Annotated in this window: 16 protein-coding genes; 2 read left to right on the top strand and 14 right to left on the bottom strand. The window is 70.8% G+C overall.

What is annotated here, in order from left to right; all coding sequences use genetic code 11:
* Positions 1–2: 2 nt before the first annotated feature.
* From HNR01_RS16690 to HNR01_RS16710, 5 genes are all read right to left on the bottom strand, one after another.
* Positions 3–1,235 (bottom strand): peptide ABC transporter permease, encoded by a 1,233-nt coding sequence (locus HNR01_RS16690; protein WP_183668734.1) that lies wholly within the window; start codon positions 1,233–1,235, stop codon positions 3–5.
* 128 nt (positions 1,236–1,363) lie between these two features.
* Positions 1,364–1,891 (bottom strand): DUF2937 family protein, encoded by a 528-nt coding sequence (locus HNR01_RS16695; protein WP_183668736.1) that lies wholly within the window; start codon positions 1,889–1,891, stop codon positions 1,364–1,366.
* Positions 1,892–1,954: 63 nt separating this feature from the next.
* Complete coding sequence (locus HNR01_RS16700; RefSeq protein WP_183668738.1) at positions 1,955–2,221, bottom strand: hypothetical protein; 267 nt, start codon at positions 2,219–2,221, stop codon at positions 1,955–1,957.
* 9 nt (positions 2,222–2,230) lie between these two features.
* Positions 2,231–3,232 (bottom strand): WD40 repeat domain-containing protein, encoded by a 1,002-nt coding sequence (locus HNR01_RS16705; protein ID WP_183668740.1) that lies wholly within the window; start codon positions 3,230–3,232, stop codon positions 2,231–2,233.
* Between the two features lie 16 nt (positions 3,233–3,248).
* A complete protein-coding gene (locus HNR01_RS16710) occupies positions 3,249–3,923 on the bottom strand; it encodes a YoaK family protein (protein ID WP_017485665.1) in 675 nt (224 codons plus the stop codon).
* Between the two features lie 267 nt (positions 3,924–4,190).
* Here HNR01_RS16710 and HNR01_RS16715 point away from each other — a divergent pair, with 267 nt between their 5' ends.
* Together HNR01_RS16715 and HNR01_RS16720 are read left to right on the top strand one after the other, a co-directional pair.
* Positions 4,191–4,610 (top strand): response regulator, encoded by a 420-nt coding sequence (locus HNR01_RS16715; RefSeq protein ID WP_153876688.1) that lies wholly within the window; start codon positions 4,191–4,193, stop codon positions 4,608–4,610.
* Positions 4,611–4,647: 37 nt separating this feature from the next.
* The gene (locus tag HNR01_RS16720) at positions 4,648–4,992 is read left to right on the top strand and encodes a hypothetical protein (protein WP_017485663.1); all 345 of its coding nucleotides are present in this window, start codon (positions 4,648–4,650) and stop codon (positions 4,990–4,992) included.
* On the opposite strand, the gene HNR01_RS16725 is transcribed toward HNR01_RS16720, so the two are convergent.
* From HNR01_RS16725 to ileS, 9 genes are all read right to left on the bottom strand, one after another.
* Positions 4,993–5,862, bottom strand: a complete 870-nt coding sequence (locus HNR01_RS16725) for a hypothetical protein (protein ID WP_183668742.1) — start codon at positions 5,860–5,862, stop codon at positions 4,993–4,995.
* Positions 5,863–5,944: 82 nt separating this feature from the next.
* The gene (gene bioD / locus HNR01_RS16730; RefSeq protein WP_183668744.1) at positions 5,945–6,625 is read right to left on the bottom strand and encodes a dethiobiotin synthase; all 681 of its coding nucleotides are present in this window, start codon (positions 6,623–6,625) and stop codon (positions 5,945–5,947) included.
* Positions 6,626–6,749: 124 nt separating this feature from the next.
* Positions 6,750–7,523 carry a ferredoxin--NADP reductase gene (locus HNR01_RS16735; protein WP_017485660.1) on the bottom strand — a complete coding sequence of 258 codons (774 nt, stop codon included), beginning with the start codon at positions 7,521–7,523 and terminating at the stop codon, positions 6,750–6,752.
* A 169-nt stretch (positions 7,524–7,692) separates the two neighbouring features.
* The gene (locus HNR01_RS16740; RefSeq protein ID WP_183668746.1) at positions 7,693–8,625 is read right to left on the bottom strand and encodes a ring-cleaving dioxygenase; all 933 of its coding nucleotides are present in this window, start codon (positions 8,623–8,625) and stop codon (positions 7,693–7,695) included.
* A 183-nt stretch (positions 8,626–8,808) separates the two neighbouring features.
* Positions 8,809–10,092 (bottom strand): M16 family metallopeptidase, encoded by a 1,284-nt coding sequence (locus HNR01_RS16745; RefSeq protein WP_017485657.1) that lies wholly within the window; start codon positions 10,090–10,092, stop codon positions 8,809–8,811.
* 70 nt (positions 10,093–10,162) lie between these two features.
* A complete protein-coding gene (locus HNR01_RS16750) occupies positions 10,163–11,545 on the bottom strand; it encodes a M16 family metallopeptidase (RefSeq protein WP_017485656.1) in 1,383 nt (460 codons plus the stop codon).
* A gap of 182 nt (positions 11,546–11,727) precedes the next feature.
* Positions 11,728–12,432: a hypothetical protein gene (locus HNR01_RS16755; RefSeq protein ID WP_183668748.1), complete on the bottom strand. Its 705-nt coding sequence runs from the start codon at positions 12,430–12,432 to the stop codon at positions 11,728–11,730.
* 166 nt (positions 12,433–12,598) lie between these two features.
* A complete protein-coding gene (gene lspA, locus HNR01_RS16760; protein WP_183668751.1) occupies positions 12,599–13,114 on the bottom strand; it encodes a signal peptidase II in 516 nt (171 codons plus the stop codon).
* Complete coding sequence (ileS, locus tag HNR01_RS16765; RefSeq protein ID WP_183668753.1) at positions 13,111–16,086, bottom strand: isoleucine--tRNA ligase; 2,976 nt, start codon at positions 16,084–16,086, stop codon at positions 13,111–13,113. Before ileS ends, lspA begins: the two co-directional genes overlap by 4 nt.
* Between the last annotated feature and the right edge of the window lie 46 nt (positions 16,087–16,132).

A 16,132-nucleotide genomic window follows, 5' to 3' on the forward strand; every position in this document is an offset into this window, starting at 1 on the left:
GGTCAGTCCCGGGCGGGCAAGCGCGGGATCAGCCCGACCTTGGGCCGGCGGGATCGGAACTGGCCGCGCTCGATCGCCACGAAGGTCAGGATCACCAGGGCGAGCGTGGTGAGCCACCAGATCGTGGTGAGGCCGACGCCGATGCAGCCGATGGCGAAGGCGGTGGTGAAGGCCGCCATGGCGCAGGGCGCCAGCACCGTGGCGTCGCGGCCGGCGCGGCGGATCGCATCGTAGAGGGCGAAGGCCGCAGCGAAGGCGCCGACGATGCCGAGTTCGTACCAGAACTCGAACAGCATCGTGGTCGGCGCATTGATCGGCAGGATGCCGAAGATCTTGCCGCGCAGGGCCGTTTCGAGGCCGTGGCCGGTCACGAGCCGCACCGGCTCCAGGGTGACGACCTTCTGCCACGCCTTGAGCGCGAGCACGCCCGGCGCCACGGGACCGAACAGGGCGATGCCGACGGGACGCGCCAGGAACGGCAGCAGCGGTGCGACCACGAGCAGACCCGCGGCGGTGAGCGCCGTGACCCGCACGCCGAGGGACAGGCGCCAGTGGGTCAGGGCGAAGGCGAGCGCCCCGACGGCCAGCGCGAACAGGGCGGTGACGCCCGGCGCCAGCAGCAGCGCCCCCGCCACCAGCACGACCACGACCAGCGAGCCGATGTCGCGGCGGCGCGAGCGCAGCCAGGCCACGGCGGGCCAGGCGAGCAGCGCCAGCAACACCGCGCCGCGCTCCAGGGCGCTGTCGCCGTCCGGGTTGTCCTTGAGCATCGCGTCGCCGACGAGATTGATCAGGATCGCGACGATGGCGGCGGCACCGACGCCGAGCGGCAGCAGGTAGAGGTTGGCCGAGCGCATCCGGTCGGGCAGCGCGAGATAGGCCAGAAGCGTCATTACCACGGTGGCGACGAGGTTGGCCAAACGCTCGCTCGCGGGTCCGGGAAACGGCGTCCACACGAGGGACAGCGCCGACCAGAACACCACCAGCATGCCGGCCAGGAAGGACGGCGCGGTCAAAAGCCGCTTCAGGGCCGGCCCGACGGCGCGCTGGTGCTGGTCGATGGCGCTCGCGGTGATCAGCAGCACCACGGCGATCGGCGCGAGCACCACGGTGGCGCGCCGGGAGACCTGGGCGGCCACCGGCAGCACCACGAACAGGCCGAAGAAGCCGATGCGGCGCAGCAGGGCCGCCGCGTCGAGGGCGGGATCGATCGTCGTGGAGGGGGGACGCGGCATGATCGAGGGAAGACCGGATCCGGCGCCCCTGCGGGGTGCGGGCGCGTGCCTACACCTAGTGCAGGCGGGAGAACCGGGCTGTAGAGGCGCTGCAACACCTCAGGCCCGCAATCAGCGGCGGATTTGCATCAAACTGGCGTGGTCGCGGCACGGGCGCGGCGGCGGCGGGCGAGATGGCGGCCGAGATCGCTGGTGACGCGCCAGCCGCCCCAGGCGGCGAAGAAGCCGAGCAGGCCGGCGAGAAGGCCGTCCGCCGTCGTCGGCACCGCGGGCTGGTAGTCGCGATAGGCGGCGCGGGCGATGTCCATGTCGGGGTCGCGGGCCATGACGCTCAGGCGCCCGAGCGGGCTCGCTGCGGTATCGAGGGCGAGCTTCTGGGCCTCCAGCCGCTTCAGCCGCTCGACATCGATCCGGGCCGATTCCCCGCGGCGGGCGATGAAGGCGTCCGGATTGGTCCGCAGGAGCGAGAGCGCCTCGTCGCGGCTGCGGCCGGTGGCCCGCGCGTCGGCGTCGAGGGAGGCGATGGAGCGGCGCAGCTCGTCGAGCGCCCCGCCCAGGCGCTGGGTGTATTGCTGGGCGAATTCCGGCGCCTGCGCGGCGATCACCGCCGCGAGCAGTCCGAAGGCGAGGCCGAGCGTGCGGACGACACGGAACACTAGGCGTTCTCCTTCGGTTGCGGCTCCCGGTTTGTAGGGCGGTCCGAGCGCGCTGCGAGAGCCTCAGAGCGGATCCCGCTCGAAAGCCGCCGCCACATCGGCCGCGCTCAAGGCTTCGAGCGCGCCCGCGATCTTCACCGCCCGCGTCTTCGCGCCGGGCGCGAAGATCAGGACGACGGTCTCGGTACCGGGACAGGCCGGGTCGGCGCAGACGATCTCGCTCACCGTCATCGCCGTATCCGGCCCGTAGCCGCCCGCGCCCCGAACCCAAGCCTCGACCCGTCGCCGGGCGGCGGCATCGGGCTTCGGCGCGCGTCCGAACAGGGCCACGGCGCCCGGTCAGGCCGGCAGGGTGAGCAGGCCGGCCTGACCGTCGGCGCAGCCGAAGGCGAGGCGGGCGCCGGTAGCGTCCCAGGCGAGCGCCGAGATCGCGCTGCCCCGCACCGCCGGACGCACCAGCAGTTCCGAGGCGTCGGTGAAGCGCACCAGCAGCACGCAGCCATCCTCGTAGCCGATCGCCAGGACCGGCGCCTTCGGGTGGAAGGCGACGCGCGACACTCGCGCCGGCCGCACGCCGCACTCGCGCGGCGCCTTGCCGGTGGGCCCCTCCTTCGAGTCGAACGGCCAGACGATGGCGGCCTCGGCGCCGCTGGTGGCGAGCCACTTGCCGTCCGCCGACCACGAGAGCGAGCGCACCTTGGCGGGGTAGCCCGACATCCGCATGTGGCCGCGATCCGGCTGGAGGCGCCAGCCGTGCAGCGCATTCTCCTGCATGGTCGAGACGACGAAGCGACCGTCGGGCGACCACGTCACGTCGAGATGCGAGCCCTTCCACTCGATGAATTCCGGCGGCGTCTCGAGGTTCGGGTACCAGAGGCTCACGCCGTTGTAGTGGGCCACCGCCAGCCGGTAGCCCTTCGGCGCGAAGGCGAGGCCGCGGGCGGTGGAGGGAGCGGCAAAGGTCTTCTCGCGCCCCTTGGCATCGCGGGCGACGACGTTGCGACCCGAGGCGAAGGCGACCGAGCCGTCGCCGTGGAGCGCCAGGGCGTCGATCCAGCCGCCGGCCTTCGCCAGCTCGCTCGTCCCGCCATCCGCCGCCGTCACCGCGACGCGGCCGTCATCGCCCCCGCTCACCAGCCGCGCACCATCGCCGGCCGCGACGAGGATGCCGCTGTCGGGATGGGCGGGAACGGTCCGAACCGCCCCGTCGCGGGCCAGCAGCACCCCGCCATCGGCAAGCGCCAGGGCCAAGGTCCCCTTCAGCCAGTGGGCGGCGGTGACGTGCGCGCCGGCCGCGATGTCCGCGACATGGTCGGTGAGGGAGGGAGCGGAGACGCTCATGCCGGAGGGCCTTCCTTCAGATCTTGGTCAGCGTCACCGGCGGCTGCCGGGTGATCACGGTGGACAGGCTCGCGGCGAGGCACAAGCCGGCCGCGACGCAGGCGGGAATCGCGAGCGCCGCGATCCCGAGATGCATATGGGCCAAGGTGCCTGCAACCGCTCCGACGAGGAGCGAGAGCCAGACCGAGCCGTCCCCGACCCAGCCGAAGCGCGGCCCTCTCCCGGCGAGCGCCAGCGCCGCCTTCTGCCCGAACGCGAACAGCGCACCCGTGACGAAGGTGGTGCCGGCGCGAAAGCCCTGGACGTGGGCGAGCACCGCGTTCTGCCCGCCCATGGCAAGCGCCAGGAACAGCGAGGCCACGCCGACATGGGCGTGCTCGGCCGCCAGGGCAACCGCCGCGCTCAGCGCCGCGGCCTCCAGGCCGAGCACCGCCGGGGTGACCCATCGGGGCGGGCACAGGGCGGCGATCGCCCCGCCCGAGACCGCGCCGACGAGGAAGGCCGCGATCAGCAGCGCCGGCAGCACGGCGCCGAGCAGCTCGCCGTGACCGAGCGAGACGGCGAGTTGGGTCGTGTTCCCGCTCATGAGCGAGGTGTAGAGGCCGCCGAGCCGGATGAAGCCGAGCGCATCGACGAAGCCGGCGAGCGCGGTGAGCACCACGCCGAAGCCGATCTGCCAGGGTCGGGTCACGGGGCGGACACGATCGTTAAGGCGCTCTTCGAGAGACGGGCCGCAGCGTGGGCGAAAGTCGCCCTCGTCCGACAGGGAGTTAGAGGCGTCACGGCGTCCGGTGCGGCTGAATGCAGTCGCGGCCTCCTCCCGTCAAGGTTAACCGATCGGTTACCAAATGCGCGCAAATCGAAGCAATCACGGTGAACGCGGCCCTTCACGGCCCCGTTGGTCCGGCGATCCGCAAGCTCGGCCGTTGCCCGAGCACGGGTGAGTTGGAGTTCTGCCATGATCCCCTTCGCTTGCGCCCCCGCTGCCCTGCCTCCGTTCTCCCTGGCGCCGCGCGCCGACACGATCCTCGTGGTCGAGGACGAGTCCTTCGTCTGCGAGCTGGCCGCCGAGGCGCTGCTCGACGAAGGCTACCGGGTGCTGACTGCCGCCGATGCGGACGAGGCCGAGGCGATCCTGTCGAGCGAGCACGTGGACCTGCTCTTCACCGATATCGATCTGGCCCGCAACACGAACGGCATCGCGCTGGCCCACCGCGCCCGCCGCAGCCTGCCGCGCCTGCCGGTGGTCTACACCTCCGGCGGTCGCGAGGGCCTTTCGTCCGCCGAGGCGGTGAACGAGTCGGTGTTCATGCCCAAGCCCTACCGCGCGGCGCAGCTCGTGGCCGTGACCAACGATCTGCTGCGCCACCGCGGCTGAGGTTTTCGAAAGCCCCCAACTGGAACGAGACGTAACGATGCGTCGCCTGATCGCCTGCGCCTTTCTGATGCTCGCCGCGATGCCGGCAGCCCGAGCCGAATGCGATGTCGAGGATACCGGGCTGGAACCGGCCATCGCGAAGAAGAAGGAGCTTCAGGAAGCCAAGAACGCGCAGATCGTGCGCGATCTGCGCACCCTGCGCGACGCGGCGATCGTGCTCGAGTCCTACGGCTTCCCGGACGAGTGCAAGCGCCTCGTAACGATCGTGAAGGGGCTCGCCGCCAAGCCGGACGACACGATCAAACGCAGCAGCGACACCGACGAGGAGAAGGCCGAGGAGATCCAGGAATCCCGCGAGCCGAAGGCGCCGCGTGGCCGGTAATCACCGGCGCACCGGATCGTCCCGCTCGGAACGGCAGCGCGGATCGTAGCTCGAAACCACCGGATCGTCGGCGTCGCCGACGGTGACGAGCGACAGGGTCGCCTCCGGGCGCGCATAAGCGTAGGAGCAGAAGCCGAACCCGGTACCCGAGCAGGCCTCGCCCTCGACGACGCCGCGCTCGATCAACGCCGCCTCGCGCGAGGCGGGATGATCCGGCACCGGTCCCTTCACCGGCTTCCATCCGAGCTGCCGCAACGCCTCGCGCGCGCGGGTGACCGGCTGGCCGTAGACGTTCGGAACGAGGCTGCGGCCGTCGCAGAACGCCTCGAGCGGTGCCAGCGGCACGATGCTCAGGCTCGCCTCCCCCTCCACCTGCAGATCGGCCAGGGGCTGCGGGAGGAGGTCGCCGTCCCACAAGCGCAGGGCATCGGCTCCGAAGGGGACCACGCGGCCGATCGAGCGGGCCGCGTCCTTGCGCGTATAGACGACCGCCCGGAGCCCCTCGCCCTCGAAGAGGCCGACATTGCCGGCGGCGACCTCGCAGGAGCCGCTGGTGCCTTGCACGAAGCGACCCGCGAAGCTGACCGCCTGGAACTGTCCGATCCGCGCCTCGCCCGTCACCGCCCAGCCGGCCGCGGCCACCTGCCGCCCTGCGTTCGAGCGCGGCGTCACGATGAATTGGGAGCAGAGTTCACGCTCCCCGGCCTGCGGCGGCGCCTTCGGCAGGACCGAGAGCGGCGCGGCCGCGACGGTCTTGACCGACGATGACACCTGGAGCCGCGCCGGCTCCTCCTGCGGATGGGCGGACGTCGCCGCGCCGCCGGTGAGAAGGCTGGCGATCAGGACGGGGGTGACGGCACGGCGGCTCATACTCTCCCTTGGGGTTGGGATCAGCGGAGAACGCCACGGTGACCGGCCTTCGCGCGCCCGGCAAGACGCAACCGCCGGACCGTCAATCCAGGCCGATGAAACCGTCCGGAAAGGCGCCTCCCCAGGACAGACATCCGACCGGCACGTCGGCATGCCGCGCGATCTGCCTGGCCACCGTCTCCGGCGGGGTCGGCGCGCCCTCGCTCTCGCTGACCACGATTCCGACGAGCGGGACGCCATGCGCACGGAGCGTCTCGACTGCGGTCAGCGCGTGGCTGATTGCGCCGAGATAGCTGCCGGACACGAGCAGGGCCGGGATTTCCTGTGATTTCAGCCAGTCGAGACCGGTCGCGGCCTCGGTGATCGGGCTCATCAGCCCGCCGACGCCCTCGATCACGACGATCTCGCCGTCCTCGGCCTCGACCAGACGCGCACGGCACCAGTCGACCAGTTCGACGAGGGTCAGGCTGCGCCCCTCGCGGGCCGCGGCGAGGTCGGGCGCCAGCGGCGCGGCGAAGCGCCAGGGCGAACAGGCCCCGACGCTCTCGCGGGTGATCGCGAGCCCCTGCGCGGCGAGCAGCCGGCCGGTGTCGCTCTCGGCGAAATCAGGATGGTCGAGGGGGGGAACGCCGCTGGCGAGCGGCTTCAGGGCCCGCACCCGCCGGCCCCGGCCGCGCAGCCGGCGGACGAGGGCGGCCGTGGTGTAGGTCTTGCCGATCTCGGTGCCGGCGCCGATGACGAACAGGGCGGGCAGAGCGGTCATGTCGCGCGCATCGGCCCTCGGCCCGGCCTCGCTGCCCCTGTCCGGATGGCGCCGCCACGCTCGCGGGAACGGGACGGGTCGATCCATGCCGTCCTTGCGAGGCGAAGCGCGAGCGCCGAACGCCTCACTTCTCGACGAAGGCCTTCTCGATGACGTAGTGGGCCGCCTCGCCGTGGTTGCCCTCCTCGTAGCCGAGGCCGGTCAGCATCTCGCGGGTGTCCTTGATCATCTCCGGCGAGCCGCACAGCATGAAGCGGTCGTTCTCGATCGACATCGGCGGCAGGCCGATATCCTCGAACAGCTTGCCCGAGGTCATCAGGTCGGTGATCCGGCCACGGTTGCGGAACGGCTCGCGGGTCACCGTCGGGTAGTAGATCAGCTGGTTGGCGATCATCTCGCCGAGGAACTCGTGCTTGGGCAGGGTCTCGGTGATGGTCTCGCCGTAGGCCAGCTCCTGCACCTGGCGGCAGCCGTGGACCAGCACGACCTTCTCGAAGCGGTCGTAGGTCTCCGGATCCTTGATGATCGACAGGAAGGGCGCGAGCCCGGTGCCGGTCCCGAGCAGGTAGAGGTGGCGGCCGGGCAGGAGGTTGTCGAGCACGAGCGTGCCGGTCGGCTTCTTGCCGACCATGATCGGGTCGCCGACCTTGAGGTGCTGGAGCTTCGAGGTGAGCGGACCGTTGGGCACCTTGATCGAGAAGAACTCCAGCTCCTCCTCGTAGTTGGCCGACACCACCGAGTAGGCGCGCAGCAGCGGCCGGCCCTCGACCTCGATGCCGATCATCGTGAACTCGCCGTTGCGGAAGCGGAACGAGGGATCGCGCGTCGTGCGGAAGGAGAAGAGCGTGTCGGTCCAGTGATGGACGGAGAGGACGCGCTCCTCGTTGTACTTGCTCATCGGCCGCAGGTTTCCCGATTCTCGAAGCGTCGAAAGCGGGCTCTTCTCGCAGTTGCAGCATCCGCGTCAAGACGCAGCGCCGCCACAGCGGTTCGAATGTGGGTTTGTCTAGAACTGTTCTTGATGCCGGCGCATGCCTGCCCTGGCGGGAGCGCATCGCCGGCCCGGCCTAGAGCGGCTTCAGCCCCGCCTCGATCTCGGCCCGGCGCGGTTCGAGGAAGGGCGGCAGGGCGAGACGCTCACCGAGCCGCTCCATCGGTTCGTCGGTGGCGAAGCCCGGCCCGTCGGTGGCGATCTCGAACAGGATGCCATTGGGCTCGCGGAAGTACAGGCTGCGGAAATAGTAGCGATCGACCGGCCCGCTCGACGGCACGCGCTGCTGCTTCAGCCGGTCGGCCCAGGCGTCGTATTCGGCGTCCGGGATACGGAAGGCGACGTGATGCACGGCGCCCGCGCCCTGACGCGCCTGGGTCCCCGTGCCCTTGAGAAGCTGAACCTCCGCCGCCGGTCCGCCAGCACCGGTCTCGAACACGCTCACCTCGCCCTCGGGCAGCTCGAAGGTTCGCGCGCGCCGGAAGCCGAGGATCTGCGTCAGCACCGCCTCGGTGCGCTCGGGCTGCGAGACCGTGAGGCGGATCGGTCCGAGCCCCCGGATCTGGTGCTCGGGCGGCACGGGGCTGCCGTTCCAGGGATGCGCCTCGCCCGCGCCGCCGTCATCGACGAGGCTGAGGCGCTGTCCTTCGCCGTCCTCGAAATCGAGGGTGAGACGCCCGTCCCGCTCGATCGCCGGATGGTGGCTCACGCCCTGGCGGCCGAAATGCTCGCGCCACCAGTCGAAGCTCGCCGCGCCGCCGACGCGCAGCAGCGTGCGCGAGATGCTGTCGGTGCCGCGCCGCTCGGGCGGCGCCGGCCAGTCGAAGAAGGTGATGTCGGTGCCCGGCGAGGCGCGGCCGTCGGCGTAGAACAGGTGGTAGGCCGAGACGTCGTCCTGATTGACGGTCTTCTTGACGAGCCGAAGCCCCAGCACGCGGGTGTAGAAGGCGAGGTTGTCGGCCGCCTGTCCCGTGATGGCGGTGACGTGGTGGAGTCCGGTGAGCTGCATCGCGGGGCCCTCGCGCGGGAAGCGGGTTCGGCCCCCCCCAGATAGGGAGTTCGGGCGCGAGCCCAAGGCACCGGCTTCAGCCAGCCACCGTGCCGCGCTCCCAAAGTCTTGCGCAGAAATGAAAAAGGCCGGCAACGCGTTTCCGCACGCCGGCCTCGTCAAACCCGGATTGGGCAGGAACGCTTACAGTCCCGTCGGCCGCCCGGCGGCGACCACCAGCATCCGGCCGTCGCCCAGCGTGCGCGCGCCGGCCCGGCGGATGTCTTCCTGGGTCACGCTCGCCACGAGGTCGTTGCGGCGGGCGATGTAGTCCATGCCGAGGCCCTCGAAGGCGATCTGCACGAGCTGGTTGGCGATCTTGGTCGAGGTGTCGAAACCGAGGGCGTAGGAGCCGGTGAGGTAGTCCTTGGCCTTCTCCAGCTCCTCGTCCGAGGGACCGTCGGTGATGAGGCGGTGGATCTCCTCGCCGATCACGTCGAGGGCCTCGACCACCCGCTCGTTCTTGGTGGCGGTGTAGCCCCAGGTCATGGCGACCGCCCGGTGCGAGGTCAGCGAAGTGCCGACCGAATAGGCCAGGCCGCGCTTCTCGCGCACCTCTTGGAACAGGCGCGAGGTGAAGGCGCCGCCGCCCAGGATGTGGTTCAGAACGTAGGCGGGGATGAAGTCGGGGTCGCGCCACGCCACGCCCGGCAGGCCGAAGCGGATCACCGATTGCGGCACGTCGAGGTCGACGACGATGCGCCGGCCGAGCTCGTTGATCGCCGTCGGCGGCACCGGCTTGAGCGGCCCGGCCTCGGGCAGATCGCCGAACGCGCGGGCGATCATGCCGGTGATCGCCGCCTCGTCGAAGGCGCCCACGGCCGCGACCTTCAGGCCGCCGCGACCGATTACGGCGCGGTGCATCGCCACGAGGTCGTCGCGGGTGATGGCCGAGAGGGTCTCGATGGTGCCGGCCGACGGGCGACCGTAGGCGTGACCCGGGAACGCCTCGCGGAAGTAGCGGCGGGAGGCGAGCACGCCGGGATCGTTCTGCTGGTAACGCAGGCCGGCGATCATCTGCGCCCGCACCCGCTCGATGGCGGGCGGATCGAAGCGCGGCTCGGCGAGGGCGAGGGTGAGCAGGCGGATCGCCTCGTCGGCGTGCTTCGTCAGCGTCTTCAGCGAGCCGCCGATGGAATCGGGGCCGGTATGGAAGCTCAGCTCGATCGCGCGGGCCGCGAGCGCCTCCTGGAAGGCGTCGGAATCGAGGTCGCCCGCGCCCTCGTCGAGCAGCCGCGCCATCATCTGGGCGGTGCCCGCCTTGCCCTCCGCGTCCTGCGCCGCGCCGCCCTCGAAGGTGAAGGCGAGCGCGATCATCGGCACCACCGGCGAGGCGACATGCCACGCCTCGATGCCGGGGGCGGCCGCGAGCGGCAGCGCCTGGGTCGGCGAGGTCGCGGTGCGGGTGCCGGTCTCGGCGAGATTCATCGGAAGTTCCTCAAAGCGTCTTTTCGCAAACGGCGCCGCCGGCCTTCCGGCGGCGCGAAGAATCGGGATGTCAGGCGACCGCCAAATCCGTCTCGCGGGCCTTGGTGAGGTAGCCGGTCACCGAGCGGGCGGGCACGAGGTAGCGGGCCGCGACCGCCGCGAGCTGGTCGCGGGTCACGGCCTCGATCTCGGTCGGCCAAGCGCGCACCTCCTCGACGGTCTCGCCGATGGCGAGCGCCGAGCCGTAGATGCGGGCGAGCGAAGATTGCGAGTCGGAGGAATAGACCGTCTCGGCCACGAGCCGGGTCTTGGCCCGCTCGATCGCCTCCGGATCGAGCGCCTCCGGCACGCGGCGCAGCACGCGGTCGACGTGCTCCTCCAGCGCCTCGAGCGTCACGCCCTCGGCCGGCACGGCGTAGACCGCGAAGCGCGTGTCGTCGATGGCCGAGCCCATGTACCAGGCGCCGGCATTCACCGCGACGCCCATCTCCAGCACCAGCTTGCGGTAGAGGAAGGAGGTCGCGCCGCCGCCGATCACCTCGGCGAGCAGTTCCAGCGCGTGGCCCTCGCCGTCGCGGGCGGTCATGCAGGACGGGGTGAGATAGAGGCGCTGCAGCGTCGGCTGCTCGACCTTCGGGTCGGCCACCGCGATGCGACGCATCGCCCGCGGCTCCGGCTCGCGCGGACGCACCCGCTGAGGCCGCGCCCCCTGCGGCGTGACCCGGCCGTAGGTGTCCTCGGCCAGCCGCCGCACCTCGTCGGGCGTCACGTCGCCGGCGACCACCAGGATCGCGTTCTCGGGGGTGTAGAAGCGCTTGTAGTAGTCGATCGCGTGGCTGCGGTTCAGCTCCTCGATCTCGTGCATCCACCCGATGATCGGGATGCCGTAGGGATGATGCACGAACAGCGACGCCGCCATCGCCTCGGAGAGCTGCGCCGACGGGTCGGTCTCGACCCGCATCCGGCGCTCCTCCAGCACCACGTCGCGCTCGGGCGCCACCACGGCGTCGTCGAGGACGAGGCCGCTCATGCGATCGGCCTCGAAGGCCATCATCGTCGAGAGGTGGTCGCGGGCGACGCGCTGGAAGTAGGCGGTGTAGTCGTAGCTGGTAAAGGCGTTCTCCTGGCCGCCGAGCGACGAGACCGCCTTCGAGAAGGCGCCGGCCGGGTGGCGCTCGGTGCCCTTGAACATCAGGTGTTCGAGGAAGTGGGCGATGCCGGACTGGCCGATCGGATCATCGGCGGAGCCGTTGCGGTACCAGATCATGTGGGTCGCCACCGGCGCCCGGTGGTCGGGCACCACCACCACGTCGAGCCCGTTGTCGAGCACGAAGGCGGAGACCTCCGGGCCGCCGGCCTCTGAGCGCCCGAACGGAGCGGCGTCCACACGGCCGGCGTGATTCAGGCCTCGCTGCGGTCCCAAGGGCGCGATGGCCTTCCGGTAGAGGTGCATCCTGCTGTCCTTTGCGGGGGCCCTTCCGCCCTCCGCGCTTCCCGTCCCAAGAATCCCGGCATTGTCCCGAGATCGTATGTCGATGGCAAATCCCGTACCGCGCGGCGTGTCCGCGCGGTCACGGTCCGCCCGGATGCTCGACGACCTCGCCGGAACCGACGGGGCCGCACGAAGATCGGTCCTCAGCGACCGGACGAACTTCTCATATAGGCACGCGGGTCGGCCTCGTCCCGGTCGTTGATCGGGCCGCCGATCGGCCCCCCCTGCGGCTTGGCGACCTTGACCGGCGCCTTTCGGTAGCCGGTGGGCGGATCCGTCAGCGCATCGCGGTCGGGCTCGACCAGGGAGGGCTCGGTCTTGTCGGGGGTGCCCTTGAGGAGCTCGAACGGATTGAGCCAGGTCGACGTGCGGGTATCGCCCTCGCCGGGGGCGTTGGCCGGACCGCTCAGGGCGCCGGCGCCGGCCCGGCGGCCGGCCTCCATCTCGTAGACCGAGAGCGTCTCGTTGTTGTCGTTCATGCGACCCTGCGCGCCGCGCACGATCGGCTTCTTCGCCTCGACGGCGGCCCGCTCGCGCCGGACCAGTTCGGGATCCTTGGGCCAGGCCGGATCGGCTTGCCGCGCCCGGGGCACGGGGAGGCCGGCGGTCAGGTCCTCCTTGCTGCCGAGCTTCGGCGGCATGGCGAGCGGGGCGCGCTCGCGATAGGTGATGGCGGGGCGGTCCGGCTCGATCAGGCCGAGATTGCTCAGCGTATCGCGCATGAACTCCCCCTCGGCGCGGGCCGCGCCGGTGGCGAGGCCGGGCAGCAGGGCCACGCCCAAGCTCGCACTTAAGGCCAGGGGACGGATCGATCCGAAAGCCCGCGAGACGCTGCGCCGCCCGTTCATGCCATTTTCCCCAAGGTTTCCAGGACCGGCTCCGCCCGCTTTTCAACCGGGGCAGTCAGCCGGAGGGCGATCCCATGTGAATCGCGTACCGAGACCTTCCCGACCGAGGTGAGCCGGGTTTCAGGCGAAGGTATGGCGCCTTGACGCAGCCGGGATGAACCTCGCCTCAGGCCTGGGGATGATTGCGGTCCCCCGCGACGTCCGTGCGCGGGTCCCGTCCGGCGGGCCGCAGGCTGTCGAAGAGCAGGCCGACGACGCCCGCGACGATGGCCGCGTCCGCGACGTTGAACACGTACCAGGACCACGTGCCCGCATGCAGGTGGACGAAGTCGAACACGGCGCCGTAGGCCGCCCGGTCGATGGCGTTGCCGAGCGCGCCGCCGACGATGAGGCCGAGAGCCACCCCGAGCAGCCGCGAACCGGCCCGGTGCATCCAGACCGACAGGCCGATCGCGGCGGCGAGAGAGACCGCGACGAGCAGCCAGCGCCCGAAGCCGCCGTCCTGCTGGAACAGGCCGTAGGAGACACCCCGGTTCCACACCACGACGAAATCCGCGAACGGCGCCAGCCGCCAGGGCTGGGTCATCACGAGATCGGTGCCGAAGTAGAGCCAGAGCTTGGAGGCCTGATCGAGAACCAGCGTGGCCAGGGCCGCGATCAGGCCGGCGCGGGCGGGGGTCACGCCGCGCCCGGATGGGCTGCGTCCCATTCCCGCAGGGCTTTCGCGTCGCGGGGGGTCACGTCGGGATAGTCCGGATCGCTGCCGACCTCCGGCGTGACCCGCCAGGAACGGGCGCATTTGCTGCCCGCGGCGCGCTCGGGCACCACCGCCACGCCCTTCACCTCGTCGAGGCGGAAGGCCTCGGCCGGGCCCTCACCGGCACGGACCGTGATCGCGGAGGTGATGCAGACATCGGCGAAATCCACCCCGTCGAGGGCACCGAGCAGATCGGCGTCGGCGACGTAGACGGTCGGGGCCGCCTCGAGGCTCGCGCCGATGCGCTTGGCGGCCCGCTCGATCTCCAGCGCCCCGGTGACGACGCGGCGGACCTTGCGCACTTTCTGCCAGCGGGCGGCCAAGGTGTCGTCGCGCCACGCGGCGGGCGTCTCCGGCAGAGTCTGGAGATGCACCGAGCCGTCCTGCGACGGGTAGCGGTCGAGCCACGCCTCCTCCGCGGTGAAGGCGAGGACGGGTGCGAGCCAGATCGTGACCCGGCGGAACGCCTCGTCGATGACCTGCAGCGCGGCCCGGCGCGTCACCGAGGAGATCGGATCGCAGTAGAGCGCGTCCTTGCGCACGTCGAAGTAGAAGGCCGAGAGGTCGCCGGTCATGAAGCCGTTGAGGAGCGCGACGATCCGCTTGGTGTCGAACGCCGCGTAGGCCTCGCGGATCTCGCCGTCGAGCTGCGCCAGGCGGTGCAGGATGAAGCGCTCGAGTTCCGGCATCTCACTGAGCGGCACGTCGTCGCCCGCGACGCGATGGGCGAGCGAACCCAGCATCCACCGGAGCGAGTTGCGCAGCTTGCGGTAGGTCTCGGCGAAGGTTTTGACGATCTCCGGCCCGATGCGCAGGTCGTCGGAGTAATCGGCCGCCGCGACCCAGAGGCGGAGGATGTCAGCGCCCGATTCCTTGATGACGTTCTGCGGCGCGACGACGTTGCCGCGCGACTTCGACATCTTCTCGCCCTTGGCGTCGAGGACGAAGCCGTGGGTGAGCACCACGTCGTAGGGTGCGTGCCCCCGCGTGCCGCAGGATTCGAGCAGCGAGGATTGGAACCAGCCGCGATGCTGGTCGGAGCCCTCGAGGTACATCACCGTGTCGGGCCCGCCATCGACTGCCCGGCGGATGCCGGCCAGCCCGGGAAAGGCCTCAGGATCGTCCAGCACGAAGGCGTGGGTCGAGCCGGAATCGAACCAGACGTCGAGGACGTCGGTCACCTTCTCGTATTGCGCCGGATCGTGCTCGGGCGCGAGGAAACGCTCAGCGGCACCGTCGGCGAACCACGCATCCGCCCCCTCGGCGGCAAAGGCCTCAGCGATGCGGGCATTGACCCTCTCGTCGCGCAGCACCTTCCCGGTCTCGCGCTCGACGAAGACGGTGATCGGCACGCCCCAGGCGCGCTGGCGCGAGACGACCCAGTCGGGCCGGCCCGCGACCATGCCGTTGATGCGGTTCTTACCCTGGGGCGGCACCCACTGCGTCTCGTCGATGGCGTGGAGCGCCGTCTCGCGCAGAGTGCGGTTGCCGAGCGAATCCACCGGCCGGTCCATGGCGATGAACCATTGCGGCGTGTTGCGGAACAGCACCGGCTTCTTCGAGCGCCAGGAATGCGGGTACTGGTGGCGCAGCACCCCGCGGGCGACCAGCGCGCCGACCTCGGTCAGCGCGGCGATGAGCGCCTTGTTGGCGTCGCCCTTCTCGCCCTTGGCGGTGAAGACGAAGCGGCCGGTGAAGCCCGGCGCCTCCTTCGTCAGCATGCCGTCGGCATCGACGGTGTAGGGGATGCGGGTATCGATGCCGGCCTCAGTCAGGCGGCGGCCGTTGGCCATCCACACCTCGAAGTCCTCGCGGCCGTGGCTCGGCGCCGTGTGGACGAAGCCGGTGCCGGCCTCGTCGGTGACGTGCTCGCCGTCGAGCATCGGCACGGGAAAGCCGTAGCCGGGATCGAAGGCGTGCAGCGGGTGGGACAGGGTGAGACCGGCCAGGCGCGCCGCCGGCACGTCGGCCACGCGCTCGTAGGCCTCGACGCGGGCGGCCTTGAACACGCCGTCGGCGAGCGCGTCGGCGAGGATGAAGCGGTCGCCGACCTTGGCCCAATTGTCCTCGGCCGCGCCCGTGACGCGGTAGAGCCCGTAGGCCACCCGCTTCGAGTAGGCGACGGCGCGGTTGGCCGGCAAGGTCCAGGGCGTGGTCGTCCAGATCACGACGCGGGCACCGTCCAGCTCGGGGGCGGCTCCCTCCCGGATCGGGAACGCCACGAAGACCGTGTCGCTGACATGCTCCTCGTACTCGACCTCGGCCTCGGCCAGCGCGGTCTTCTCCACCACCGACCACATCACCGGCTTCGAGCCGCGATAGAGCTGGCCGCTGACCGCGAACTTCATCAGCTCCGAGGCGATGCGCGCCTCGGCCGGGTAGGCCATGGTCGAGTAGGGATGATCCCAGTCGCCGGTGACGCCGAGCCGCTTGAACTCGTCCCGCTGGATGTTCAGCCACTCCGCGGCGAAGGCCCGGCATTGCTGGCGGAACTCCAGCACCGGCACCTCGTCCTTGTTCTTGCCCTTGGCGCGGTACTGCTCCTCGATCTTCCACTCGATCGGCAGGCCGTGACAGTCCCAGCCCGGCACGTAGTTCGCGTCGCGGCCCAGCGCCCCCTGCGAGCGAACGACGACGTCCTTGAGGATCTTGTTGAGCGCGTGGCCGATGTGGATGTTGCCGTTGGCGTAGGGCGGCCCGTCATGCAGCACGAAGCGCGGGCGCCCCTTCGCGGCGGCGCGGATCTTTCCGAAAAGGTCGATGTCCTTCCAGCGCTCCAGCAGGAGCGGCTCGCGGGTCGGAAGCCCCGCGCGCATGGGAAAGTCCGTCTTCGGGAGAAACAGGGTCCGCGAATAGTCGCGGGCGGCCGCGGGGGCGGCGTTGGTCTGGTCGCTCATGGGTTCGGCAGAGTTCTCGTCGCGGGGACGGCGATAGGGGAACGGG

The sequence above is a fragment of the Methylorubrum rhodesianum genome, assembly GCF_014199985.1.
In the GTDB taxonomy this organism is placed as follows: domain Bacteria; phylum Pseudomonadota; class Alphaproteobacteria; order Rhizobiales; family Beijerinckiaceae; genus Methylobacterium; species Methylobacterium rhodesianum.

What these genes read in the sequence shown, in the direction of transcription:
- HNR01_RS16690 (WP_183668734.1), bottom strand. Translation starts at nt 1,235, where the DNA reads ATGCCGCGTCCCCCCTCCACGACGATCGATCCCGCCCTCGACGCGGCG.
- HNR01_RS16705 (WP_183668740.1), bottom strand. Translation starts at nt 3,232, where the DNA reads ATGAGCGTCTCCGCTCCCTCCCTCACCGACCATGTCGCGGACATCGCG.
- HNR01_RS16715 (WP_153876688.1), top strand. Translation starts at nt 4,191, where the DNA reads ATGATCCCCTTCGCTTGCGCCCCCGCTGCCCTGCCTCCGTTCTCCCTG.
- HNR01_RS16720 (WP_017485663.1), top strand. Translation starts at nt 4,648, where the DNA reads ATGCGTCGCCTGATCGCCTGCGCCTTTCTGATGCTCGCCGCGATGCCG.
- HNR01_RS16725 (WP_183668742.1), bottom strand. Translation starts at nt 5,862, where the DNA reads ATGAGCCGCCGTGCCGTCACCCCCGTCCTGATCGCCAGCCTTCTCACC.
- bioD (WP_183668744.1), bottom strand. Translation starts at nt 6,625, where the DNA reads ATGACCGCTCTGCCCGCCCTGTTCGTCATCGGCGCCGGCACCGAGATC.
- HNR01_RS16735 (WP_017485660.1), bottom strand. Translation starts at nt 7,523, where the DNA reads ATGAGCAAGTACAACGAGGAGCGCGTCCTCTCCGTCCATCACTGGACC.
- HNR01_RS16740 (WP_183668746.1), bottom strand. Translation starts at nt 8,625, where the DNA reads ATGCAGCTCACCGGACTCCACCACGTCACCGCCATCACGGGACAGGCG.
- HNR01_RS16745 (WP_017485657.1), bottom strand. Translation starts at nt 10,092, where the DNA reads ATGAATCTCGCCGAGACCGGCACCCGCACCGCGACCTCGCCGACCCAG.
- HNR01_RS16750 (WP_017485656.1), bottom strand. Translation starts at nt 11,545, where the DNA reads ATGCACCTCTACCGGAAGGCCATCGCGCCCTTGGGACCGCAGCGAGGC.
- HNR01_RS16755 (WP_183668748.1), bottom strand. Translation starts at nt 12,432, where the DNA reads ATGAACGGGCGGCGCAGCGTCTCGCGGGCTTTCGGATCGATCCGTCCC.
- ileS (WP_183668753.1), bottom strand. Translation starts at nt 16,086, where the DNA reads ATGAGCGACCAGACCAACGCCGCCCCCGCGGCCGCCCGCGACTATTCG.